The sequence below is a fragment of the Nocardia brasiliensis genome, assembly GCF_042691675.1.
GTDB lineage: Bacteria > Actinomycetota > Actinomycetes > Mycobacteriales > Mycobacteriaceae > Nocardia > Nocardia brasiliensis_D.
Window position 1 is genome coordinate 1138134 of the sequence record NZ_CP170507.1, and the last position, 25162, is coordinate 1163295.

18 protein-coding genes are annotated in these 25162 nt (G+C 67.0%); 9 read left to right on the forward strand and 9 right to left on the reverse strand.

The window, feature by feature from the left end; all coding sequences use genetic code 11:
* Positions 1-486 precede the first annotated feature (486 nt).
* The 3 genes from ACFK0J_RS05550 to ACFK0J_RS05560 are packed head-to-tail and all read right to left on the reverse strand — an operon-like array spanning position 487 to position 2204.
* Entirely contained in the window at positions 487-1278 is a 792-nt protein-coding gene (locus ACFK0J_RS05550; RefSeq protein WP_378737154.1) for a class I SAM-dependent methyltransferase, read from the reverse strand.
* A gap of 42 nt (positions 1279-1320) precedes the next feature.
* Positions 1321-1749 carry a DUF4254 domain-containing protein gene (locus ACFK0J_RS05555; RefSeq protein WP_378737156.1) on the reverse strand — a complete coding sequence of 143 codons (429 nt, stop codon included), beginning with the start codon at positions 1747-1749 and terminating at the stop codon, positions 1321-1323.
* Positions 1746-2204: a DNA-directed RNA polymerase subunit beta gene (locus tag ACFK0J_RS05560; RefSeq protein WP_378737158.1), complete on the reverse strand. Its 459-nt coding sequence runs from the start codon at positions 2202-2204 to the stop codon at positions 1746-1748. The genes ACFK0J_RS05555 and ACFK0J_RS05560 overlap by 4 nt, the downstream gene beginning before the upstream one ends.
* A 291-nt stretch (positions 2205-2495) precedes the next feature.
* On the opposite strand from ACFK0J_RS05560, the gene ACFK0J_RS05565 reads away from it, so the two are divergent.
* Complete coding sequence (locus tag ACFK0J_RS05565; protein ID WP_378737161.1) at positions 2496-2780, forward strand: PLD nuclease N-terminal domain-containing protein; 285 nt, start codon at positions 2496-2498, stop codon at positions 2778-2780.
* 4 nt (positions 2781-2784) lie between these two features.
* Here the strand turns inward: ACFK0J_RS05565 and ACFK0J_RS05570 are convergent, their stop codons facing one another.
* The 5 genes from ACFK0J_RS05570 to ACFK0J_RS05590 all read right to left on the reverse strand — a co-directional run bounded on the left by ACFK0J_RS05570 (position 2785) and on the right by ACFK0J_RS05590 (position 15241).
* Positions 2785-4308, reverse strand: a complete 1524-nt coding sequence (locus ACFK0J_RS05570) for a hypothetical protein (RefSeq protein WP_378737163.1) — start codon at positions 4306-4308, stop codon at positions 2785-2787.
* Between the two features lie 113 nt (positions 4309-4421).
* A complete protein-coding gene (locus tag ACFK0J_RS05575; protein WP_378737165.1) occupies positions 4422-4742 on the reverse strand; it encodes a hypothetical protein in 321 nt (106 codons plus the stop codon).
* Between the two features lie 35 nt (positions 4743-4777).
* A complete protein-coding gene (locus ACFK0J_RS05580; protein WP_378737167.1) occupies positions 4778-5560 on the reverse strand; it encodes a hypothetical protein in 783 nt (260 codons plus the stop codon).
* 14 nt (positions 5561-5574) lie between these two features.
* Positions 5575-14715: an ADP-ribosyltransferase gene (locus ACFK0J_RS05585; RefSeq protein ID WP_378737169.1), complete on the reverse strand. Its 9141-nt coding sequence runs from the start codon at positions 14713-14715 to the stop codon at positions 5575-5577.
* A 25-nt stretch (positions 14716-14740) separates the two neighbouring features.
* The gene (locus tag ACFK0J_RS05590) at positions 14741-15241 is read right to left on the reverse strand and encodes a YbaB/EbfC family nucleoid-associated protein (RefSeq protein ID WP_378737171.1); all 501 of its coding nucleotides are present in this window, start codon (positions 15239-15241) and stop codon (positions 14741-14743) included.
* A gap of 236 nt (positions 15242-15477) precedes the next feature.
* Here ACFK0J_RS05590 and ACFK0J_RS05595 point away from each other — a divergent pair, with 236 nt between their 5' ends.
* From ACFK0J_RS05595 to ACFK0J_RS05605, 3 genes are read left to right on the forward strand one after another with little or no spacing between them, the layout of a single operon-like run.
* Positions 15478-17475, forward strand: coding sequence for a WXG100 family type VII secretion target (locus ACFK0J_RS05595; RefSeq protein WP_378737173.1), 1998 nt, complete (start codon positions 15478-15480; stop codon positions 17473-17475).
* A complete protein-coding gene (locus ACFK0J_RS05600; protein WP_378737175.1) occupies positions 17472-18308 on the forward strand; it encodes an ESX secretion-associated protein EspG in 837 nt (278 codons plus the stop codon). The genes ACFK0J_RS05595 and ACFK0J_RS05600 overlap by 4 nt, the downstream gene beginning before the upstream one ends.
* Complete coding sequence (locus ACFK0J_RS05605; protein WP_378737177.1) at positions 18302-19522, forward strand: hypothetical protein; 1221 nt, start codon at positions 18302-18304, stop codon at positions 19520-19522. The genes ACFK0J_RS05600 and ACFK0J_RS05605 overlap by 7 nt, the downstream gene beginning before the upstream one ends.
* Positions 19523-19529: 7 nt before the next feature.
* Here the strand turns inward: ACFK0J_RS05605 and dtd are convergent, their stop codons facing one another.
* Positions 19530-19973 (reverse strand): D-aminoacyl-tRNA deacylase, encoded by a 444-nt coding sequence (gene dtd / locus ACFK0J_RS05610; RefSeq protein ID WP_378737179.1) that lies wholly within the window; start codon positions 19971-19973, stop codon positions 19530-19532.
* Between the two features lie 183 nt (positions 19974-20156).
* Between dtd and ACFK0J_RS05615 the strand changes: the two genes are divergently transcribed.
* The 5 genes from ACFK0J_RS05615 (at position 20157) to ACFK0J_RS05635 (ending at position 25139) form a co-directional block, all read left to right on the forward strand.
* Positions 20157-21920 carry a hypothetical protein gene (locus ACFK0J_RS05615; RefSeq protein WP_378737181.1) on the forward strand — a complete coding sequence of 588 codons (1764 nt, stop codon included), beginning with the start codon at positions 20157-20159 and terminating at the stop codon, positions 21918-21920.
* Positions 21920-22261: a WXG100 family type VII secretion target gene (locus ACFK0J_RS05620; RefSeq protein WP_378737183.1), complete on the forward strand. Its 342-nt coding sequence runs from the start codon at positions 21920-21922 to the stop codon at positions 22259-22261. Before ACFK0J_RS05615 ends, ACFK0J_RS05620 begins: the two co-directional genes overlap by 1 nt.
* 46 nt (positions 22262-22307) lie before the next feature.
* The gene (locus ACFK0J_RS05625; protein ID WP_378737185.1) at positions 22308-22754 is read left to right on the forward strand and encodes a YbaB/EbfC family nucleoid-associated protein; all 447 of its coding nucleotides are present in this window, start codon (positions 22308-22310) and stop codon (positions 22752-22754) included.
* Between the two features lie 75 nt (positions 22755-22829).
* Positions 22830-23165, forward strand: coding sequence for a WXG100 family type VII secretion target (locus ACFK0J_RS05630; protein WP_378737187.1), 336 nt, complete (start codon positions 22830-22832; stop codon positions 23163-23165).
* A 9-nt stretch (positions 23166-23174) separates the two neighbouring features.
* On the forward strand, positions 23175-25139 hold the full coding sequence (locus tag ACFK0J_RS05635) for a hypothetical protein (protein WP_378737189.1): 1965 nt from the start codon (positions 23175-23177) through the stop codon (positions 25137-25139).
* Positions 25140-25162: the final 23 nt, after the last annotated feature.

The window sequence follows — 25162 nt, forward strand, 5'->3', positions numbered from 1 at the left end:
GCGTGGCGAGGAGTCGAACCGCACCGACGCCAGAACGGTGAACCGTTCTGGGCGATCTCGCCTCGTGCTCCGGTCCGGCACTATGCGCCGGCAACCGAATGATGGACGATACCCAGCCGCATCGCTGGATCGGTGTCGTCGTTCCTTGCGCCCGCGGCGCCCGACCGTGACGTTGTCTGCCCCGGGCCGCGCTGCCCGGTGTCGAAATCAGGTCGACGTTTGTGTGCCTGATTTCTCGGTTACCTGAACGATGCCGTCAGCGTATGTCGGGGCGAGTGCCGCGGACGCGAGTAGGCGACTACTCGAATCCGATTGCCGCGCCACGCAGTTCGCGTTCCCGCCACTCTCGGCCCGGCCTGCGTGGCGGCGGAAAAACGGGTCTGGCGTGCGAATTCCGTTGCGGCAGGTAGCTTGCGAGTGACGGCCGTCGCCCGACGCAAAACCCTGCGATGAGTGCGCTCATCGCAGGGTTTCGCTGTGCGAGATTCAGTCGGTGCGCAGCGCGGCGCGGAGCACCAAAGTCACCAGGGGCAAGTCGAATTCGCCCTCGGCCGTCTCCGGCCTGGTGTGCAGGTAATCGGTGATGCGGCGCAGCACCTCGGCTCGCTGTTGTGGCGACACCACCAGGGTGTGCGAGTGCGTTCCGATGGTCGCGGCAAGGGAATCCGCGGTCCGCCGTTGCGCGTGCGGGAACTCGGCCCGTTCGAAGACCTCGAACAGCGGATGCTCGGGCAGCATCGTCCCGCCCGGTTCCGGCGGCGGAGCCGAGGCATCCGACCTGGCGACCCGGGCCAATTCGGCGACCCACTCGACCCGCATGTCGTCGGTGTTCCACAGCGCCGCGAAAATCCCGCCTCTGCGTAACACCCGGGCGAACTCCGGAAAGGCACGCTGCTGATCGAACCAGTGGAACGCCTGTCCGGCCACGACGGCGTCCACCGATCCGGCGGGCAGCGGTATCTCCTCCGCGGTCCCCTCGTAGGCGCGGACACCGGGCAGCCGACGCATCAGCTCGACGCGCATGCCGTCGTCGGGTTCGACCGCGATCACGGTGGCACCCGCGGCCAGCAGCCCATCGGTCAGCTTGCCGGTGCCCGCACCGAGGTCGAGGACGACCGGCGCCGGGACGCTCGGAATGGGCTCCAGCGCCCATCTGATGGCCGCCAACGGGTAGTCGGGCCGGTGCTCGGCGTAGTCGGTGGCGTGGGCGCCGAAGGAGGTTGCCCGTCGGGCATGAAGGGCACGCTTGCTCGCTTCTCGATCAGTCGTATTCCCCATGCGCCCCACCCTAAGTCCGGGCAGCGCCCGTGCGTGCGTTATTTACGAGGCGCCGGGCAAGCGTCGCACGCCCGCGGATACCTCGGCGGCCAGATCGTCGTAGCCGACGGCCAGTTCCGCCAGGCGCTGCCATGCGTCCCACAGATCCCACTCGGAGGCACTCGCCAGCGCCGCGTAGGCGTTGGCGGTGAACTGCGCGAGGCGGTCGATCACCGCGCCGACGGTTTCGGTGTGCACATGCGCGGCACCGTGTGCGGGCGGCAACTGCACGGTGATCCAGCGGTCGATGTCGCGCACCAAACTCGCACGGCGCGCGTCGATTTCGTCAGCCACCTCGCGGCAAGCGCCGAGTCGTCGCTCGTGCAACGTGGTCAGCTCGTGCGCGCACCGCAGCAGCGGATTGCCCTCCGGGTGTTCGCCCCGGCAGGCTTGCAGCACTTGATGTTTGGCGGGAAGCTGTCCCGTCGTCATCGCAGCCCCAGATTCCGGCACGAGCGAACGGTGTCCACGATGGACGCGCCGGATGGTCGAAACCCGTTCTCCGGGGCAATAACCCACTCGCGGTACCCAGCATGGGCGTCGGCGGGTGAGGGCAACGCTATCTCGCCGCCGGTCGGCACGATCGATACGTTGAGCCGGAACAGTTCGGCGAACAGGCGCACGTCGTCGGGCAGATCGGGCCGGACCAGAAAGGTCCATCGTTTCGACCGCACATGAGAGATTACCGGCCCCAAGGGATTTCGATGATGTATCAAATCGTCATGGACCTGCTGACCCAGCGCGGCGGGCATCGTGATCGCGCCGACGAATCCGGCGCGGACGATGATCCGGCCGATCTCCGGATGGAATCCGGCGGGGAGGTCGCAGGTGTGTCGGTAGTAGGCGCATCGGGCGGCTGGTGTTTCCGCCAACGCCAGTTGGTCCATGGGGAGCCTCGACTAGCATCGTGTGTCTGGTGAAGCCGCCCGAGCCGGTGCGTCCTAGGCACTCAGGGTGACCTACGACACCGTTCGGGCGTGAGCTTCAGTAGAGCACCCCGTGGATCGGGATAAACGTTCCGTTCAATTAGTTCTCGAGAAGTTCGCCTCGTCGCCGGTTGCCGGTTGGTGCGGTACGGGTCATCCGCGGGGTGTACGCCTGACGGCGTATGTGTAGGCAAGCAAGTTCAGGGTTAATCACCGATGCGGCGGCGACGAGCGGTCCCTACGCTCGTCGGTATGACAACGATTGCTCTCGCTTCCGCGCCAGCCCTGGCCAGTACCGTTGAAACGGCGGGCTCGATCGCCCTCGGCGTGCTCGCCATCGCCGTCGTGCTCGGCGGCCTCGTCCTGTTCATCGCCGGAGTGGTGAGCGCGCTACGGTCCAGCAACTATGCGGCGGCCGGTAAGGCGATCTGGGTGCTGCTGATGCTCGCGTTCCCGTTCCTCGGTCCGCTGGTGTGGTTCATCTGGGGCCGCAACTCGACCATCCAGCCGGTGGTGCACTCGAACTCCGCGGGGTGACGGCTCAGGGGGTGGTACGGAAGAACAGCACGCGATCACCGTGCTCGGCGAGCGGCGTGGTCGCGCTGATCTGCCGCAGGCCGCTGGCCGGCAGATAGGTCAGGTTGGCGAACATCTGGGTGTTGCCGAACGCGGCGCGCAGTTTGGTCTCGGTCGCGCGGTCGGCGTTCAATTCGGCGAGCATCTTGAAGTCCAGGGGCGCCAGCGGTTTGTCCAGTGGCGCCTGCCCGGCCGGTCGGCCGAGTGCGGCGTACTGGGTCGCCGCCCCGTGTTCGTACCAGCACAGTTCGTAGGCGACGTGTTCGGTCACGGTGATCGCGGCGACCGGCCAATCCTGGGAAAGGCGCATCGCCAGTGGATGTTTCCCGACCGGCGTCAGCTCCCAGTGCAGGCTCATCACCGTCACCCAGCCGCCGTACGGCTGATCGATCAGCACCACGTCGTCGCCGAGCTTCTCCGCGGTGTTCACCTCGGCGTCGGTGATCTTCCAGTGCTCGTCGTGTTCGCCGAGATAGCTGGCGCGATCCAGCGGATAGGCGTCGTCGGTCGCGTAGGCGCCGATGATCGCGGCGCGGATCTGCGCGATCGCGTCGGGGACCGGGCAGTACACGCTGAGCGCACCGAAGCTGGTGCCGATCTGCACCGGCATCGACGGCGGGTCGGGCTCGGCGCCGGGCAGCAGCGGCCGCAGGCCGACCAGGGCCAGCTTCCAGTTGATCTCCTCGACGGTCGACAGATCGCCCGAGGACTTGAACAGGATCTGCTGCTGGGTCAGCCGTCCGGCCTGCTCCAGGGTGCGGCAACCCAGCTCGGCGAGCGCCTTGTACGACTTGGGGGTGAGGTCGAGATCTTGAATCCCGCAGGCGCGCAATCGGATCGACATGCTCGTAGAGGTGAACGCGGAGTACCGCTCCCGATACATCGAGAGAGCCTGCTTGCGGGACCGCCCGACCATCAGTGTCCGCAGCAACGTGCTCAGGCTCGCCAGGTATTTGCCGGAGAGCTCTGGATTGGCCGCGGCCAGCGCGCTGCGAATCCGGGCCGCTTCCTCGGTCGCCGCCACCGCGGCGTCCTGGTCGAGCCGTCCCAGCCACACGCCGCACTTGGACAGGCCATCGGCGCACAGCCCCGCGACCTCCGGATGGATTCGCGCCAGTTGCCGATAGGCGTCACACGCGCGCCGAATGGTGGTGGTCGCCAGTTCCCGGCGACCGCTGTGCCGGGCCGCGAGTTCGACCGACCGGAGGGCCTCGTTCAGCTCGCCCGCAAGGCGCGCATTCAACACCTGCCCGGTGGCGAGCAGGCGGAGCCGGATGCCGACCGCCTCCTCGGCGGGGGCGAGGGCGTCCCGGGTGCGGTCCCGTACCGACCCGTTGGTCTTCGTGGCGATAAAGGCCTTCGCGAGTTCACCGAGTGAGGTGGCCAGCCGAAGGTCGGCCTCGACCGAACGGTCGAGCGCCGCATACCGATCCGCGGCGACCTGACGCTCCAGCGCGTCCAGATCCATCGCGTCCCTCGTTTCCAGCATGATCCTCCGCCGACGAGCGGCGCCGAGACGCCGCACCTTCTGGGATCCGAGTCTGTCACGGTTGCCGGAGCCGCGCACCTGAATCTTTTTCGATCCCCCGCCGAGTCGGTCCGTCAGCGGGGTTTCAGCGAACGGGTGCTGTTGTCTTCGGCTACCTCGAAAGCCTTTGCGGCTTTGCGCAATTCCCGCGTCTGCTCGGTGAAGCGATCGATGTTGTTCTGCAGTGAGGCATAGAGGTTGTCCCGGCCGGCCAGGTAGCCCTTCTCACCGTTTGCGAACTGTTCACCGGTCTTGTCGTCGCCCCAGCAGGCGCCCCGGCCGTCGGCCGAGGTGCGCAGGTTTTTCAGAATGCTCTCGACCTTGTGCGTGCAGGCTTCGAAATCTGTTGCCGCCGAGCGGAAACCGCTGGTATCGACTTCGATGTTGTCAGCCATGATGCGCTCCTTGGTGCCGGTGTTGCCGAGTCGGGTCAGTGTTCGGCGAGATCACGGACGGCTGCCAGATTCGGGGCCGTATGCAGCTCGGCGCGGGGGTCGACGACTCCGGCGAACGAGTCGTGCGGATAGGTTCTGGCATGCCGTAGCGCGTCCGTCGCGGACAATCCGGCGGCATACGCGTCGCCGAGCCGCATCCGCCACAACCCGGCGGCGAGCTTCCCGTCCGCACCCGCCGCGACCAGGGGAAGGTAGTCGGCCGCGTCGCCGGTGACCGAAGCCCACAGGTAGCCGAGCATCGTGTTGTCCTTGACGATCGGCAGGAACTGCACGGCGGCCGTCGTTTCCGTCGGATAGTTCGGCGGCGTGGGCGCACTGACCAGCGGGCCCCATCCTTGCGTCCGGTCGGCGGGGGTGCCGTCCGGGAACATGCCGTCCTGGATGATCGGGCCCGGACCCAACGGCGGGCCGTCCGGGTTCAGTTCATTCCAGATCGCTTCGAGGCTCGCGGCTGCCGTGGGGGTGGCGTCCGCGGCGATCCCGCCGCCGTCGGGATCCTCCGGCTCGCCGATCCAGCGTTCGATGGCGGCGGACGGGGTGAGGCCGGCCGCTGCCGCCTCGTTCAGTCGACGTTCCCAGGTGAACAGACAGGTCAGGTTGTCGCCCGCGACGGCGAGGCGTCGTTCGAAGCCCGCGGCGTTCCCGGTCGGCGACGCCCAGAGATATCCGATCAGGGTGCCGTTCAGGGTGACCGGGAGGTAGACGACCGGCAGGCGGGTCCACTTCGCATAGGTGCCGGATACGGAGCTATTACTCATCGGGCTCGATTCTTTCATCTCGGTGCGGGTCCGGCTGTCGACGGCGGGACGCTGGTCGTGGCGGTCGCGGGCGGTATGTAGACGACGGGTGCGACCCTGGGTTCGATTCGTCCTCGGACGAGGTACCGCACTCCGGTGTAGCGGGTGCCCTGCGGATTTTCGATGACGTCGGTGATGAGGTAGCGGGTGCCGCGCGGAAGGATCAGTTCACGCTGATCCGGGTACGCGCTGCGCGGTCCCATCCAGAGCCCGGTGGCCGCGGGTGGGAGCTCGAGCTCCATGCGGATGGGGCCGTCGAAATGCCCTGGAGGGGTGGCACCCAGGCTGGTGGACATGTAGCCGGACTCGATCTGGACGGTCCCGCGCAGCGAACGGGGATCCCCGGTGCCCAACGGTGCGCCGCCGACACGCAGGAACGAGACGTCGCGCATGCCGCGAACGACTTCCAGTGGGGCGGGCAGGTCACGGCCGACCGCTTGATCGAGCCACAGCGCGTGGGTGTTCAGATTCTCGGCGGTCAGGGTGCCGCCGATCCACTCCGACACCGACCAATGCGTTTCCGCGTTGGCCCTGGCCAGCTCGATTCGGCGGTCGGGGGCCGGGTCACGGAGCATGTCGAGGACCGCCTGGTTTTCCTCGAACGTCAACGGCACCCGTCGTCCCGCGGTGGCGTCGGCCAACACCGTGTGCAGCCCGTGTGCGGTAGGCGGACTGTTGGTCAGCCGGAACAGCGTGTCGTAGCGAATTCGGTCGTTGCTCAAATCGGTTACCCACTGCTGGATGTCACCGTTGCGCAGCGGGAAATTGATCCAAGAATTCACGGTATAGCGGTGGGCTTCAACAAATGCGGGGGCCGGCAGGCTGTCTCGGATCGGGCCGAGGACGCTTTCGCCATAGTGCTCCCCGTCGTTGTTGGAGGCGAAGCGAACGATTTGGGGGGTAGCCGGGGCCATCGGGTTGGTGGCGCCGCCGGTGAGTGGTGCGGTCGAGTCGGTTGCCGTCGAGTGGATGGGGTGGTCGGTGGCCACGGTGGCCGGTGTGCCGTCCGGGCGGACGGCGACGTGGTAGTGGCCGCCGTTGGTGTTTTCGCGATAGAGGACGCCGACGGGTTGGTCCGGGAAGCCGTGGTGCAGGATCCTGATCTTCTCGTCCGGGTGGAGCACGACCAGGTTCAGTTGGAGAGCTCGTGCGGCGAGCGGGAGCAGGAAGTTGCCTGCCTCGTGTCGGTATTCGCCCTCGCCCAGCAAGCTTTCGAGTTGCCGGTGGTATTCGGCGGTGACGCGTCGGTCGTCGCTCCACCGGCCCGGCTGCTCGGCGTCGAGCTGTCGGCGGAAGTCGGCAAGGTAGTGCTCACTGTTGAGGTTGAGTTCGATGGCGAGTCGGGCGCGTAGGTCGAGGTGTCCGTCGGGGCCGAGGCCCATGGTTTCGGACAGTGCGTGGAACAGGCAGTCGCCGTCGCCGGGCATGGATTTCCAGCGACCTTCCGGCGGGCGGATTCCATCGACGTGCTCGGCCTGTCCCGCACGGTCGAGTCCACCGCTGGTTTCGGCGGTCCGGTCCCGCGTGGATTCCGCTGCGGGCGGCGGTGTTTCGTGGGTGCTCCGGACGATCGTGGGTGCTGCGAGGTGCGAGTCTGTTTCGGCAGTCGTCCGGCCGTTGACGCCGCCCCCGAGCTCCGATGGCGTGCGGATCGGTCCAGGAGCGGCCGCGACGGGGGCGCCCGGGGCGGTGGCGGTGGTTTTTCCCGGACCGTGCAGAGCATATGCCCCCGCGCCGCTGAGGGAGAGCGTGCCGAACTTCGGCAGATGCTCGAGATCGACCGCGAGGACACCTGGCCCACGCCGCAGTCGGCTTTCGGTGGCCTGCCCGTCGGTGCGGTATTCGATACCGGGTGCTGGTTGGCGGAAGACCCGCGCACCGGTTGCCGGGTCGGTCCCGTCGTTGTGGTTCCAGGGATTCTCCAGAACCACCCGGACGGGCTGCCCGAGCCCGTCGCGCTCGATGCCGACGACCGGATAGGCGTGGCCACCGACGAGGCCGGGGACCAGTGTCGTGTCCTCTTGCCCGTCCCCGAACGTACGCGTACCGAGCACCACCATGTCGCCGCGGGCCAGTGCGTAGTCGATCTGTTCGGCGATCGCTCGCGGCAAGGCCGGGGAGTCGGTCAGCGTCCGCAGATGGTTCTCCGCGCCGAACGCGGATTTCATGTAGTCGTCGAGCTTTGCCCGCTCGGTGCTCCATTCGGCCGGGAAACGGCTTTTGACGAATTGTTCGAATCCCTTGGGCGAAGCGAGATCTTCGTCTTTCAAGAAGTCGAGCCATACGGGACGACCAGCGGCCTCGTCATAGCCGTGCTGTTTGACCAGGTCCGCGATCTTCTCGTTGCGCTTGGTTTCCAGCGCCTGTTCCCAATCGGCGCGTGCGCCGAGCAGTTTGTGGACGAACTCGGGATCGCCACCGATCTGGGCGTGCAGCACGTCGGCGGAGAATCGCATGGGGTGCAGAAAGTCCGAGTCGTCGAAGCTGCGTACCGGCTGACGCAGCCAGCCGCCGTCCGGCCGATGAAAGTCCTTGCTCAAGTGTTCGGCCGTGATACCCGGTACGCCGCCGACAATGCCGTGGTAGCCGTTGATCCCGCCGAATCGCACCACGTACGCCTTCTCGATCAGTGCGGGCCACAGCGGCGCACCGGGGCGGTGGCCGGCGAAATAGCCTTCGTTGGTCGCCGGGTCGACGTAGATCTGCTTGGTGACACGCACCCATTCCGGTGCGCCGTCGACGAAGAAGCGAACCCCGACGGTGCCGTCACGGTAGTCGTGGATGATTTCTCGGATTGCCACTGGCCGGTTGGCGGCCAGGCTTTTCAGGTCGGCGAGCAGGTAGCAGTCGCCGAGCTTGCCTTGCGCTACATCTTCGGGCCGCGGTGCTCCGTCGGGTCGGAACAGTTCATCATGGAAACGGCTGACCGCTTTCGGCATCGGCAGCGTATCGGCCGGGGTTTTGACCCAAAACCCCTTGGCGTCCTTCGGGTATTTGATCCAGTGCGAGGTGCCGGGGCCCGGGGTCGCCACGATGGCAGCGCCGTTGGGCATGCGCACTACCTTTCCCGGATCGCTCGGGGAGATGAAGCGGAGTCCGCCGCCTTTGCCATTCCAGGACAGTGTCCCGGTCTTTCCATCGGGGCTCTGAAAAGTGAAGTTGGTCAGGAGATCCGGGTGTAGAGGCACCCACTGGTTGTTCGACTTGACGAGGAAGCGCTTATTGGGTGTACCGGCGCCCATCAGCGCGGCGGGGAAGGACGACGTGGGCCGCACCGTGATGGACGCGCCGGAATGATCGACAATGATGAGCCCGCTGTCGGGGACGTTGATGGGGACCGGGATCGGGCGCAGCAGCACCTTCTTGTCCTGGTCGGAAAGATTCACCAGCTGCTGGTGCACCGCAAGCGGCGTCGGTTCGAGGCCCTGCTCGGAAAACGACGACCGGGTCGGCTGGGTTTCGCCGGGCAGGTCGATTGCCAGCTGCCGCAGCAGGTCGGCGCCGTAAGTATCCGGGCTGTCGGGTAGTCCGGACCGTGCCGGGCCGCCGAACAGATGACGTAATCCAGGATCGCCGGGTGTGTCCAGTAGTGAATCGACGCGCCCGGGTGACTCGTCGAATATGCGTGCCAGCACATCATTTTCGGGGCCGTCCAGCAGTCTGGCGCCACCTTTGAGTGGGGAGGTCGAGTCCGGCTCGATCGCAGTAATCGGATGGTTGGGTGGCACGGTAGCCGGTGTGCCGTCGGGGTGAACGGCGACGTGGTAGTGACCGCCGTTGGTGTCTTCGCGAAAGAGGACGCCGACGGGTTGGTCGGGGAAGCCGTGGCGCAATGTGGTGACGCCGCCGTCCGGATGCAGCACCACCAGGTTGAGTTCGAGGACGCGTGCTGCGACGGGCAGCAGGAAATTACCTGCCGCGGCACGATATACGCCTTCGCCGAGCAGGCTTTCGACCTGCCGGTGATACTCCGCGCTGACGCGCTGGTCGTCGTGCCACCGACCGGGTTGCTCGGCGTCGAGCCGTTGGCGGAAGTCGGCGAGGTAGTGCTCGCGGTTGAGCTCGAGTTCACTGGCGAGTCGCGCGCGTAGGTCGAGATGCCCGTCGGGACCGAGGCCCATGGTTTCGGAGAGCGCGTGGAATAGGCAATCGCCTTCGCCTGGCATGGATTTCCAGCGGCCCTCGGGTGGACGGATGGCGTTGATGTGCTCGCTGACTGTTCCGGGGCTCGTCTCGGTCGTCCGCCCGGCTGCGGATTCCGTTGGGTATGAAATGTTTTCGGCGACGGAATCAGTGCGGGTCGTCGCCGGGTTGGTGGCGCCGCCCGCGAGGTCCGGCGTTCCGATCGACGCCAGGCCCGCGGTCGGCCCCCCGGCGGTGGGTGTGGCGGCTACCGATGTCGGTGGAACGGCGCGGGCGACTGCCGGTGGTGGGTAGCCGACGGGTGGGCTGGTGGGCTGGACGCGGCCTTTGAGGAGGTACTCCACCCCGTTATAGCGGTCGCCGGGTGGGCTTTTGATGACATCGGTAATGAGGTAGCGGGTGCCGCGGGGCAGGATAAGCTCGCGTTCCTCGGGGTAGGCGCTGCGCGATCCCATCCAGAGGCCGGTGGAGTCGTTCGGTAGTTCTAGCTCGAGGCGGATGGCGCCGTGGAAGCCGCTGGGTGGGGTGGCTCCGAGACTGGTCGACAGGTAGCCACTCTCGATCTGGATGGTGCCCTTCAGCGAAAGCGGGTCACCCGCACCGAGAATTCCGTCACCGACGCGCATGTATTTGGCGCTGGTCACGCCGCGCACGACCTCGACGGGTTCGGGCAGATTACGGCCGAGTGCTCTATCGAGCGTATCCCGGTGTGCGGTCAGGTTTTCGGTGGTGGGTGGGCGGCCGTCGAGCCACTGCGTCAGGTCCTCGTACTTTTCCGCGTTCTTCTTGGCCTGGTCGATTCGGCGGTCCGGGTTGCCGTCCGACAGCATCACCTCGATGCTCCGGCTTTGGGCTTCGGTCAGCGGACTCCGGTTTCCGGCGTTCGCCTCCGCACGGATCTCGTACAGCCGGGCCGCCGACGGCTCGTCGGTGAGACTCAACAGTGTGTTGTAGTGATTCCGGTCGTCGGTCAGGTCTTTCACCCACTGGTGGATGTCACCGGTGCGCAGCGGATGATTGATCCACGAGTCGACCGTATAGCGATAAGCCTCGCCGAATTCCGTCGGCGACAAGCTGTCTCGGATCGGACCGAGAGTGGTTTCGCCGTAGAAGTGTCCGTCTTCGTTGGTGGCGAAGTGCCGAACCTCGGGTGTGTCCGGCGTGATCGCCGCCGACGGTGCGGTCACGGCGTGCGCGGTATCCGAGTCGTCCTGGTGGGAAGTAGGCTCGGGCGCCAGGGGAGCGGAATGGGTGGCGCCACCTGCGAGTCGGGCCGGGGAATCGGTAGCCGGTGCGTGGATCGGGTGATCACGCGACACCGTCGCCGGTGTGCCGTCGGGATGTACGGCGACGTGATAGTGACCGCCATTGGTGTTTTCCCGATAAAGGACGCCGACGGGCTGGTCCGCGAAGCCCTCGTGCAACTTGGTGACCCGGCCATCGGGATGCAGCACCGTGAGATTGAGTCCCAGCACGTGCGCGGCGACGGGCAGCAGGAAATTCCCTGCCGCATAGCGATATTCGCCTTCGGCGAGCAGGCTGGCGAGCTGTCGGTCGTATTCGTCCGCGACGTTCCGGTCATTCCACCGGCCGGGGCGCTCGGCTTCGAGGCGGCCCCGGAAGTCGTCGAGGTAGTGCTCCCGGTTCAGATTCAGTTCGATCGCGAGCCGCCCACGCAAGTCCACGTGTCCTTCGGGGCCGAGGCCCATCACTTCCGACAGCGCGTGGAACAGGCAGTCACCTTTGCCCGGCATGGACTTCCACTGTCCATCCGGCGGACGGATTCCGTTGAGGCGCTGCACATTGTCGGCGACCCCACCCGCGAGGTCCGGTGCTGTGCGGGTCGATATGGGATCGGGTGTATTGATCGGGACCACGCGAGCTTTGATGAGAGTTTCGACGCCAGGATGCGTGGTATTGCCCGCGACATTTTCGACCTTGGTGATTTCGTACCGGGTGCCCCGGGGCAGGATCAACTCACGCTGGTCGGGGTACGCGCTCTTCGGTCCCATCCAGAGGGCATGCCCGCCTTTCGGGATGTCGATTTCCATCCGAATCTTGAACGGCTTGCCGTCGACGACCGTGAGGTTGTTGCCCAGGCTGGTCGACAGGTAGGCCGGGTCCTGCTGAATGGTGTGCTCTAGCAGGCTGAGATCCGTGCGGTCACCGAGCGGGTTTCCGTCGTGAGCATTCAGGAAGCGCGCGTCGTGCAGGCCGCGGATGGCCCGGACGGCCTGCGGGAGAGGTTGTGCGACAGCGGAATCGAGCAAAGTGAGCCGCTGATCCACCGCCGCGCGGATATCGGATTCCCAATAATTGACGACTTCATCGATGGTGGGAGGCATCGGCCGGTTCGGTGGCCGCACATCGAAGTTCTGCCACATCCTGCCGAAGGTCGTGGCGTTGAACGCGATCTCCTGCAGACGGGCATCCGGCCGGGGATGCCGGAGTATCGGATCGATGAAGTACAGCTGGTCCGGGTGCGACTGAGCGAGCTCCACCAGCCGTTGGACAGTGGGCAGCTGTCCGCCGTTCAACCCCGCCAAGTGCCCGTTGATGTAGGAATCCCAGGCCAGCGTGTGCAAGAAGGTGTTGTCGCTACGCAGAATGGCATTCGGGAAAGACACCTCGGTATATCTGCGTACCGCGTGGAACTGGTCGGGGGGCAGCGCATCCCGGATCGGCCGACCGAGTGTCTCCTCCCCGTAACGCTCCCCCTCGCCGTCGTCGGCGAAGGTGCGGTACCCGCGGTCGGGCGTCGCGTCGGTGCTGTGTTGCTCGATGGCGTGGTGCGGTGTGGCCGGTTCCTTCGGCGTGGGCGGCCGGGTGGCGGGATCGGGGCGGGTGGGCTTGCCAGTTGTGGTGTCCGGCGTCATCGCGACCGGGACGGGTGTGCTGGTGTCGTGGAGTTCTCGGGGGAGTTTCGCAGCGCCGGGTCGGTCGGTGGGGGCGGTAGTCGCTCGGGGGGTGGAGCCGTCGCCGATCAGGCTCGCCTTCGGGCGGGTGATCTGTTCGGAGGGGGCGGGCGTGAGAGTGGTCGCGGCAGCCTTGGCCGGTGGCTTGACGTCGCTCGGATTCGGTCGCGAGTCGCCCGCATTGGTAGGCGCGGAACTGGGCTGATTGGTGTCGGTCGGGACATTCGTCGGCAGCGCAGACCCGGTGCCCGACAAGGTTGCGGGCATCACCGGGGCGACGGACGGTGCTGGTTCGGGGTCGAGGGTGCGGGGCAGCACGAATTCGTTTGCCCCGTCTGGGGTGGATCGATCCACGCCGGTGGGTTCGGCTGCACCGGGCTCGCCGGCGAGGTGGGCGACGACTGTCTCAGGAGTTGCCGCGTTGCGGTTCGTCTCGGTGTCGGCGCGAGCCGGTGTTGGAGCGACGCCGGTCGATTCGGCCTTGACCGGGGTGGCGGCGTGCGCGTCGGCCCGCGTCTCGGCGGTGCCTGCGCGTGGCGATGCGGCGCCGGACTTGCTGGTGGATTCCGAAGTGGCGGAGGGGGTTCCGGTCCGCGGCGGCGTGCTGGGCTTAGGGTCGGTTGCGGTGCTCGTCGGCCGGGTGTCGGCGACGGTCGTGGGTCGAGTGTCAGGCTGTGTTGCAGTGCTTCCCCGCACCGGGTCGGCGTTGTTGGGAGTTGCTGCGGCTCCTGGGGACGAAGTGCCCTCGGTGCCGGAATGCCCGTCGCTGAGCGCGGTTTCGCCGGACGACCCGGCATTCGGATGCGTCGCGCCCTGGTGGGTGGTCGAACCGCCGGACCCGGCCGACGGCGTGGTCGAGCCGGTCGGTGTGTGGTCGGCCGGGCCGGACTCGTTCGTGGTCGAGGTCGACTCGTTCGACGTGGAATCGTTGGATTGTGTTGTCGTCGTGTTTGTCTCGGAATGCTCCGAGCCGGTCGGGCTGGCCGGTCCAGCGTCGCCGTTGATGCTGCTCGGACGGCTCGAGCCAGGTGTATTCGTCCCGCTGTCGGAACCGAGCACGCTGGGCGGCCGGGAACTGGAGCCGTCGGACCCGAGCAGGCTGGGCGGACGGGAATTGTTGCCGCCGGACCCGGCGGACGCATTGATCGTGTTCTTGTAGTCGGTCGCGCCGGACACACCGCCGGACAGGGCGCCGCCGATCGCGCCGCCCAGCATGCGCGGATCGAATTCCCATTCGCCGGTGAGAAGTCCGCCCATCACGAAACCGCCACCGACACCGGCCAACCCGGCCGGGATGGCGGCGCCCAGTGCCCGTGCGACGGCGCCCTTCATGCTCGTCGCCGGGCCGAACTTCTTGTTGAGCAGCAAACCAGCACCGTGACCGACCGGAAACGCCACCGCCGCACCGGCCGCCGAGGTCGCGGCGGCGATGCCGACTTGCTTCCAGTCGATATTGTCCCGATGTCCGGCGCCGACCTGCCCGGCCTGAATGCCGAATTCCTGTGCGAAGCCGATGATGGTCTCCGCGACGATGGTGATGCCGAGCTTCTTGAGGAACGTCTGCGAGGTGAACTTCCCAGCGAACGACACGATCTTGGTCAGCAATTGCCGGGCGATGCTCTGGCAGACCACTTGCCCGGTGGCCTGGATCGCGGGCACCGCGGCTGAACCGAACAACGTGGATAGCGCCCAAGCGATTTCGGCGGCGGTGATGGCCAGGGTGGTGATGATCTGCAGCTTCGAGTACTCGATCTGCGTGCCGCAGTTCTTCGCGTATTTGCCGAGGTCGGTGAGGCTCTTGGCCAGTGCTTCGATCGAGTGGTCACCGGCGAAGAAGGTGTCGAAGTCGGCCTTCATCACGTCGGCGCCGTCGCCGGTATAGGACGCCAGGGTGGTGCTGGTGGCGCCCCGCAGATCCGGGATGATCGTGAGCAGTTCGGTGCCCGCGCGCTGCCAGTCCTCGGCCAGTGCGAACATCTGGTCTTCATCGCCCTGCGGCCATTCGGAGCCCGCCAGGAAGCTGAGCCACTCCAGCCACGGCGGCATCGTGATGGTCATCGGTGTGCCCAGGTCGTCTGCGTGGTCACCAGCTGTCGTCGGCTATCGCGGACCGACCGCGGCCGCGAGGGTGTGCGGTCTCGTCGAATTCCGATGCCTGCGCCGCTATTCGACGCTCGCTGGAGCCCGGCGCGGTGGTCGGCGCCTGCTGCGGCTGCGGCAGCAGCTCGCGCAGTTCCGGCAGGCCGGGCACGATGTCGGACAGGCTCGGCAGCCGCGACCGTGTCTTTTGCAGCGGTTCGAAGAGCTCTTCTGCCTTGGCTTTCACCTGCGTCGCGGCGGACCGCACCGCCTCGGTCATGGCCGCGGCGATTTCGTCGTAGCTGAGATCGGAGATGTCGTCGGCGAAGCGGGTCTCGATCAGCACGCCGTCGGCGTTTACGGTCACCTGGATGCGCTTCTCGCACGCGGTGACGGTGGCGGTGAGCAGCGCCCGCTGCTGGTGCGCGGTGGCCAGCGACTGGATCTGGACCTGCACGGTGTCCAGCAGATCCGCCAGATCCGCCTTCGCCGTTTCGTTCGGCATAGGAAATCCCTTCTGCTGCGGAAAAATACGAGACACCATGGATTGGGCATTCCATTGATACCGCGAAATTTGCCGAATGACCGGCTATCCGGCGATGCCGTGATCACCCGATGATGTTTCGATGATGCGCCGGTGACCGGATGGGCGTCGAAGTCTCGTGCGTGCCACCTACTATTCATTCGGTCGAGCTTCCATGCCAAGTGAATCGGCAGCGGTACAGAGGATCTGGAGGATGAGTGGCGCACAAACCCGACTCGCCATGGCCCGAGCTGAAGCAACAGGTAGCGGACGGCTTCCTCAAGTTCGAAGACAAGGCCGCGATCGACTGCGCGAATGCCTGCACGGATTTGATCAGTCGTTTCAAGGGACTTCAGGGCCTGATCAAGTCCAATAACTTGACCGCACTGACCGGCTTCGGCAATTTTGCCTCCGGGTCCGCGCTGGCCAGCAAGTTCGGCACCAAGGCTTCGGAACTCAACGGCCGGTTGGACGCCCACATCAATGTCCTCACCACCATGGCCGAAACATTTCGGGACGCGGGAAAGAAATACGTTGGTACCGATAATGATTCGGCAACCCGAATAGCGGCGCTCGACGCGCTGAACATGTCGCCGGGCGCCAAAGCGCCGTCAACCGACAACAAGAAGTCGACGGACCCGCTGTCGAGCACCAAGTCCTCTCCGCCTGCTTTTCTCGGGGACAACTCGTCCAGTGGGAGCGGTACGGACAAGTCCAACCCCATCGAACCCGAGGCCGCGGACAGCAAGGATTTCGAGAACTACCGATCGTTCGGGGCGGCGATCAACGCCCAGCCTGCCGCGGACGCCGCCGCGGTCTGGCAATGGATGGCCGTCGAGGTCGATACAGCGGTGACCGCCCTACAGAGCAAACTTACGAAGGTAACAGCGTCCAGTTGGCAAGGGCAGGGCGCTGAGGCGGCCACCAAAGCGGTGGAAAAGTATCGCTCGTCGGTGCTGGCGCTGAGCAAGAACGTGAATACGGTCGGAGAGAACCTCGGATACACCGCGCAGTGGTTGAGTACGACGAAGCCATGGATGCCCGGCCCCAATGAAATTTGCAGCAATAGCCGTCTCGACGAGGTGCGCCGGAAGTTCAAGGAGCACTACGTCACCGGGTTGAAGAATACCGACGCGGCATTCCCGATGCTGGCCGACCCGTACAGCACGGTCACCGGCATAAAGGGCGACGGCAAGAACGAAAACAAAGACGGCACAAAGGAAGACAACAAAGACGGCAACAAGGACGGAAATAAGGACGGCAACAAGGCCGGGGACTACAAGGACGGGTACAAGCAGGGCTTCGAGGACGCGAAGAACGGCAAGACCGGGCCCACCGGGAGCTACGCCGACGGCTACAAACAAGGCTTCGAAGACGCCAAGAACGGGAAGAAGTACGACCCGACCAACGGCGGCAAGGAGGGCGGTACCGGTTCTGGATCCGGTTCCGGCCCGGGGTCCGGCGACAAGAAGGGTGGCGGCTCCGGTTCGGAAGGCGGTGACAAGAAGGGCGGTGGGTCCGGCTCGGAAAGCGGTGACAAGAAGGGTGGCGGTGCCGGCTCGCAGGGCGGCGGTCCCGGACCCGGCGGCGGATCGGGCGAATCCAAGAAGCAGCAAGGCGCGGGCCCCGGCCCCGGCCCGGCCGTACCGCCACCGCCCAAGCCGAACCCGGAGCAAGGGGGTTCGAAGAAGTCGCCCAAGCCCACCGAACCGAGTGTGCCGAAGGTTCCCGGCGAGCAGCCGCGTGCGGGCGACCCGGCGCACACAACTCCGGGCCTACCGAACATGCCCGGTAACGAGTTGCTGAGCACGCTGCTCAACGCGGCGAAAGACGCGACGCAGCTGGTGAATCCGTTGCTGCAAGCCGCGGCGGCCCAGATGCAGGCAGCGGGTCTGCCCGACCCCAACGCGCTCGGTGGTGGTCCCGGCCCCGGATCGGATGCCGCCGGGGCCCCCAAAGGGACCGATCCATCCTCGAAACTCTTTCCCCGAGCGTCGATTCCGACCGGCGCCGGACAGGCCCTCGGGCCGAACATTCCGTTCGGCCCCGGCCTGCCGCCCGGCGGCCCCCCGGGTACCCCCGGCGCGGCAGGCGCCGGACAGGGCCAACAGGGTCAGCAGGGCCACAAGCGCGCCAAATTCCTCGATTCACCCTTGCATTTCGAGGAAGACCTCGGAATGCCCGTCGCCGCGGTTCGGCCGGTGATCGACCAATGACCGCGACATGGAGCTTCACCGACTTGGAGTTCAAGGTGTTGTGGGAGCGGCACACCGACGCGCCGCTGCCCGAACCGTTCGTCTACAAGTGCCGCATCGAATACGACTCCGACTACGAGCGGGCGAAGTACCAGACCTGGGAGCGGTTGCGCGCCACCATGGATCGCTCGTTCGACGGCGTGCTGGACACTGTCGCACGGCCGGACGTCGTGGTGACGGCGTTCGGCTGGTGTGACGACGACATGGAGAATCCGGCGAAACGGCTCTGGGTGCACGCCGCCCGCGCGGGAGCGCAGGCGTACGTCCTGAAACAGCTGCCCGGCGAGACCATCCAGCACAGCGGCGGTTTCACGGTGACCGAGTGTGAGCCACGCGATCTGGCCACCGCGGTGGTGGCCACCCTGCCCGCCGTCGCTGCCGGCCGGCTCCCGTCCGTGGCCATCGTGACCGAGGAGGCGAAACCCGAGGAACGGTTCGGACTCGGTAGACCGTTGATCGCCGATGACGGGGAGGAAACCGCCGGAGCCCGCAGTTTGCGGTTTCTCAGCGCGCAGGCCACCACCACCGGCGTGATCTCGATCCGGCAGGGCTATTCGAAGTTCGGCCCGCGTGGCGTTCTCGAACAGCTGCTGCTGTGGCGGGATCTGACCGACGACGGTCGCTACGTGATCCCGCTCGACGGCGCGCCGGTCGCGGTGGGTATCGGTGCCAAGCGTCTGGCGAGGTTGGTCGATGACTCGATCGACGTGGTGGTCGACCGGCTGGAGACTCACTGGGAGACCGGGGACGCCCTGCCCCAGGGGGGATTCCGGCACGCTGGGGCGGCATGGTGAACAGCAAAGCGGAAGGTCCCGCCGCGTCGAGGGGGACGCTCGCCGCAGCGTTGCCGGACATCGCGTTCGCCCTTGATACCGATGCGGGCCTGTTGAGCGATCGGGCGGAGCCCCCGGTGGATGAGCCTGTCGATACCGCGGCACGGTCGGCGGAGCTCATTCAGCGGATCGTGCGGGAATTCACCGCCGTCGCGCCGCCGGGTTGGCGGCGGCTCGATGCGCTGTTCACGCTGTCGGTCGGCGGCGGGATCGTGACCGCGTATTTCACCGACGACAAGGGCAATGCGGTTGCGGTCGAGCCGTCGGCCGAGGCGATCGAGCTGGCGCACCGGCAGCGCGGCCTGTCGGCTCAGTCGGCGGACGGGCCGTGGTGGCGAATGCTGTTGCGCGCGAGGCCGTCCGATGCTTGGCAGGTCGAGTACGACCATGGCGAGGAGCCGTTTCCGGAGGACCAGCTTTTCGAGCCGGAGGCGTATCGGGAAGACCTGCTGGCGTTTCCGCGGCAGCGGCTCCCAGTGTGGTTGGCGGCCTATATCGGCCATCGGGGCGCACAACGGCGAGATCCGGGCCGGGCGGCGCAGGGGGCTGCTCGAAATGCGCTGCCTGCCAAGGGCTTACCGGCCCTGCCCGCATTGTGGGCGCGATGGGCACTGATCGCGGCGGCTCATGTCGCGACCGGATCGGCGTGGGGGCCACGAATCCTGCCTGCGCTCGGGTGGTTCGAGGGAAACAGCGGCGGCGGCAGCACATTGGTGATGCTGCCTGGTGCGCGCGCCGTCCTGTCGGGTGGGACCTGGGACGCGCCCGCGCTCGAAGCCGCTTACAACGGCGGCGCCGAATTGCCCGACCTCTATGCGGGAGCACCGGATTGGCTTGCCGATCCGGTGCTGAATCAGCGGGCGGCGAAGGGCCTACTGTCGTTCTGCTACTGGTGGGACGGCGCGGGTTGGTGGCACGGCGCCTCACCCGACATCGCCGAGATCGCCCCTGCGGTGCCCGGGGTGTGGACGCCGGAGGCAGTGGTGGACGTGGTCACCGCGGTCCTGTCGGAGCGGTTGACAAGGGAATGCGGGCGCGACATTGCCGAACTGCTGGTGGCCGCTGAGGCGGGGACGGCCACCCGCACCGCTTTCGCGGAGTTGGTCGGCAACGATCCGCGCGCTGCGCTCGACGACGGCTATTACCAGCTGTTGCTGGCCGGTGTCGGGAAGTAGCCGCTGGTCAGCCTTCGAGCAGCAGCGTCACCGGGCCGTCGTTGACCAGGTCGATATGCATGTGCGCGCCGAACTTGCCGGTGGCCACGGTGGCACCGAGGGCGCGCAGGGCCGCGGTGAAGACGTCGACGAGAGGCTCGGCGACAGCTCCCGGGGCGGCGGCCGACCAGGACGGGCGCCTACCCTTGGCGGTGTCGGCGTAGAGGGTGAACTGACTGACCACCAGGACCGGGGCGTCGAGGTCGGCGGCTGAGCGTTCGCCGTCCAGGATGCGCAGCCGCCACACCTTGTCCGCGAGCGCCCGCGCCGTCGCCTCGGTGTCGCCGTGTGTCACGCCGACCAAGGCGAGCAGACCGTGCGGCGCGCCGTGCGCCGCCGGATCGATCCGGCCGACGATCTCGTCGCCGACCGTCACCTTGGCCGAGGTCACTCGCTGTAGCAGGATGCGCACAGCGGTCGATCATGCCGTGCCGGGGTGCCTACCTTGCCGCGTGGTCCGGCCGGACGCCGCAGCGATGATCGTTCACTGATCCCGGAGTGATCGATCCGAACCCCGAATTACGTTCGGCGACACCGGGAATTCACTACGGTGCGGTGTCGTGGGGGTCCTGGCGGCGGGCGAACGGTGGATCGAATGGGGCTGTACCTCCCCGAGGAACTGCGGTGGCTCGGTTGGGTGGCGGGCTCCACCTGGCCGGATGGTGACGAGACCAAAATGTGGGAAATTGCCGCCGCGTGGCGGAACGCGGCGACCGAACTGAGGTCGCTGCTGCCGGCGATCGATGGCGCGAAGAACGCGACGATGGCGGCGTACCCGGCCGGTGCGGGCCGGACGGCGATGGGCGCGAGGTTCGATGAATTGCGGACCGGTGACCAATCTTTGGAATCGCTGGCGGGACTGTTCGAGACGATCTCCGACTCCACCTTCGACACCGGTACCGAGTTGGAGGCCACCAAGCTCACCATCATCGTGTCCCTGGTGTGGCTGGCACTGGAAATCCTGTGGGCGTGGGTGTTTCCGCCGACCGCACCCGCCGCCGAAGCAGCAGCCATCACGACCACCCGGTCCTTCCTCCGGGTGCTGGAAGACCGGTTGACCGCCCAGATCCAAAACCTGGCGAAGCGTCTGGGGGCCGCCACCGAAAAGCGCTACTTCTTCAAGACGGTGGCACAGCAGCGCAGGTTCGTACTGCCCACCGCCAAGGGCTGGGGCGGCTACGGCGTGAAGTTCCTGGAATCCGGGCTCACCTCGATGGCGTTGGACGCGAGCGTGCAGCTCGGGCAGATGGGCGCGGGCCATCGCCGGAACTTCGACGGTCGGCAGTTCGGGATCTCGGCCCTCGCCTCCGTAGCCGGCACGCTGCCGTCGCGGGAGTTCGCGCGGTATCTGGGTTTCGGGCTGGACAAGGCGTTCGGGAAGCAGATCGCGGGGGTGTGGGGCGGGCCCGCCATGCGTGGTGCGTTCATCGGGGCGTCTTCGGGCGTGGTGAGTTCGGTGATGGGCAATGTGGCTGTCGGTGCGGCCACCGGGTCGTGGTCGTCGTTCTCGTCGCCCGCGGGTTGGGTCGGCGGGATGGCCAGGGGTGGGCTGGTCGGTGGGGCGCGGGGCGGGTTTTCGATGAACACGGTGTCGAAGACCGATATCCGGCGGTTCGCGTGGGCGGACAAACCGACGAAGGCGGCGGGGCCGCCTGTCGCGAGCCCCGGTGCTGCGACTGGTAATTCGCGGGCAGGTGACGGCTCCGCGTCGGTGCCGCCCGGTGCCGGGGTGCACACCGCGGCCGGTGGTGACGGGCATTCGTCGGCGAGCTCGCGCAGTTCCGACAATCAGACTTTCGTGACGGCGCGGGAAACGGATTCGGGATCGCAGGTGTCGACCCGTGATTCGGATGCCAGTTCGTACGTGTCTACGCGCGACTCCGACGGTTCGTTCGTCACGGCGCGGAGCGGGTCAGGCGGGGAAGAAGGTCAGCCGGGAGCGCGTGAAAGTGGCGGCAACGAGCCGCCGACCTCCTGGTCTTCCTCGGTGGACGGCGGGTGGAATCCGACCACCTCGGGCACTGCATCGGCAGCTGGCGTGGGATCGAATACCCCGGTACCGCAAGCCGGTTCACGTCCCCCATTGCCGGGCGGTGACGGCTCGTCGCAGCCGAGCGGTCGAGACAAAAACCCGGAGCCGTTTCTCGCCCCGGGTAAGGACTTGAAGTCGAAGACACGGCCCAAGCTGATCGTCGATTGGGGACCTATGCCTGTGAGGTTCGAGGCACCGAACGCGCCTGCCGCACCGGACTGGCTGCCGCCCGAGCCCGAACCCACCGAGCAAACCCCGGATGTCGATGTGGCGTTGCGGCTGAACACGGACAGCCGACCAGCGGCACCCACCAGGAAGGAGCGGTGATGGCGGAAGAAGTGGCGGTCGATCCCGAGCAGCTACGGAGGGCGGCGAAACAGGCGGCGCTGGTTCAGGAGCGGATCGATGGAACGCTGAGGAAGCTGCAGGCGTCGTTGGCCGCGGCGGGCCCCGCGTGGGGCAACGACAGCTTCGGCGACAAGTTCGCCAATGGCGAGAAGGGCTATCTCGCCGCACGCGACAACTTGACCAAGGGCACCGAAACCATGGCGAAGACCTTCGGTGACGTGTCGAGCGGACAGGAGCAGGCGGCAGATCATCTGTCGGGCCAGGAAGCGGACAACATCACCGGCTTCGGACGGCGGCGAGCACCCCGGACCATAGCGTGAGCGCAGGGCCGGGGACGGGCGTCGACCGGGATAAGCGGAGGCCGCGATGACGAACGAACGGCTGAAGGCCGACGCGGCGATGATGATGGACGCCCTACAGCAACAGTTGACCGGCATCGCCGAGGTACAGCAGCAACGCATGCGGCTGACCGGCACAGCGTCGGTGTGCGACAAGCGGATACAGGTGACCGTGAACGCGAATGGCATCCTCATCGACACCCGATTCGCCGACGATATCGGCGATTTGACCTTCGAGGAGATCGCCGCCGCCATGGCCGAGGCGGTCCAAGCCGCGGCCGCCGACGTCGAACGGCAAGGCCATGACCTCCTGCAGCCGCTGCGCGCCAACAAGACTCGGCTGCCGAAGCTGTCCGACCTGGTAGAAGGCGCACCGGATCTCGACGCCCACGCGCCACTCACGCCACCAGCGGCTGCCTCGTCACCCGATGGCCCTGTGCGCCCACGTTCGGTTGTGGCCGACCAAGATTGGTGACGTCAGGACATCGTAAATTCCGGCCTCGGGTACTGGTCGCCGGAACCCGCGCATGCCATCGTCGGATCCCGGTCGATGAACGGAAGGGACGGTATGGCGGGCAGGGTCGAGGTGACGCCGGGACAGTTGCGCCGTGTCGCAGGCGATATGGGGGAGTTGCGCCGGAGAGTGCACCGCATTCTCGATGACCTGGAGTCCGCGTTGGCCGAGCGGGGCGCGGCCTGGGGCGGCGACGGCTACGGCAGCACCTTCGCCGACGGCGAGACCGGATACCTTGCGGCGCACCAGAATCTGAAGACCGGTATGCAGAACGTCGCCAGCACGCTCGGCTCGTACGCCGCAGGGCAGTACAGGTCGGCGGACCTGCTCGAGCGGCAGGACCTCGCGTCGGGCAAGCGCCTCCGCGGATAGCGGGACGACTTGTCGATCAGCATTCCCGGCGAGCTGGAATGGCTCGGCTGGGTCGCCGGTTCGGACTGGCCGGACGGCGACGAAGACAAAATGTGGGAAATCGCCGACGCCTGGCGGACAGCGAGCGCCCAGCTGCGCGACTTGCTACCGGACTTGGCGGCCGCATCGAACGCGACCGTCGCCGCGTACCCGTGGGGTGCGGGGGTCGACGCCGTGCGGACCGCGCTGAAAAAGCTCCAACACGGCGACGCCTCCATCGAACACCTGGCCGAAATCCTCACTCGGGTAGCGGATTCGGCGGACGCACTGGGCACCGAGATCGAGTACACCAAGATCCTGGTCATCACCTCGATCGCGATGCTCGCGGTCGAGATCGCAACGGCCTGGCTGTTCCCGCCGACCGCACCGCTGGTCGAGGCGGCGGCGATCGGACTCACCCGCGTCGCGGTCCGGCTGCTCGGCGAGCGAGCGGTGAGCGCGATCGCGCGATACGCCGCCGAACTCGGCATCGCCGCGGTCGCCCGATTCACCGCCGAGCATGTCGTGCTCAGCACGGCGCTGGGGGTGGGCCAGGACTTCGCCATTCAGGCCGGGCAGGTCGCCGCGGGGCACCGCAAGGACATCGACTGGAACCGGATCGCCACGACCGCCTACACGGCGGCGGCGGCCGGCGCGATCGGCGGGCCCGCGGGCGGGTTGTTCGCCAAAGCTGCGGCGAAGGTGCCATTGCCCGCGGGAGCGTGGTCGGGCGCCGCCAAGGGCGCGGTGGTCGGCATGAGCGCGGGAATGGTGGGCGCACTGGGCGCCTGGGGCGTCGGCGGTCTCACCAATGGTTGGACGTGGGATCCCCGCCTGCTCACCAGCGGCGCGGCAATGGGCGGACTGACCGGCGGAAGCAAGGGATTTCGGCACGGCATGTCCATTCGACACCCGGTGCGTGCGCGATTCCCGGTACCGGAGCCGGGGCGGTTCGGTGCGCCGGGCAGTGGCGACGGTAGCGCGCCGGTAGGACAGCACCGCGCGGAGCGACAAGACGGTGCCGAAGGCCGCGCACAGAGCGGGGAACCTCGGCACGTGGCCGCAGAACGCGCCGCCGCGGTCGGTGCGCCGCCGCGGTCGGTGCTCCCTGAGCCCATCGCCGGTGAACTTCGGTCGGTGCTGGCGGAACCCACCGCCGAGACCGGCGGGCCACGGTCGATGGTGGTGGAGCCTCGACCAGGGCGGTTCGATGAGGTGCAGCGCGAAGCCATGGCCGGACTGGATGCCATCGAGACGCGAACAAACGAACGGCTCGACGCGGCTTCCCGCCGACTGCACGAACAGGCAGATGCCTTCGAAAGGGAACTCGGCCTGACGCCGGACACGCCGAAAAATGTTACGGCGGAACCGAAGCCGACGGCGCCGACCGCTGAGCCCGGGCCGAAGCCCGAACAGCGGACGGATCGTTCAGCACCGCGAGGAGATACAGCGCAGGCCGCCGACGTGGGCCAATCGAATTCGGAGACGCCGCCGGACAGTCACCGACCATCCCCCAGCCAGGCAAGCGGTCCGGGACTGCCAAAGCAGACACCCGATCAGTCGGTGCGGCCGGAGATCGCGGAACCGACGGGCGGACCTTCCGAGGGCACGCCGCCCGACCGCCCGACGGCACCGGAAACTACTTCGCAAATCCCCTACACGCCACGCTATTTCGGGCTTCTGCCGATCCCGGAGTACCGGGCTGCGGAACCACCCGCCGACACCGTCTGGCAACCGCCTCTCGCCATCGAACCGGCACCTCCACCGCAGCCAGAACCGGAGCCCGGGTCGAAACCCGAATGCGAGCCGACAACCGGACGGAGCCGACATGACGAACGAACGCCCGAAGGCCGAATTGGCCACCGTGCTAGCGGAATTCGAGCAGCAAATGGAGACGATCAGCCGAATTGGGCAGCAGCGAAGCCGAATCACCGGCCGGGCGACGATTCGCGGTAAGCGGGTGACCGTGCTGGTCGACG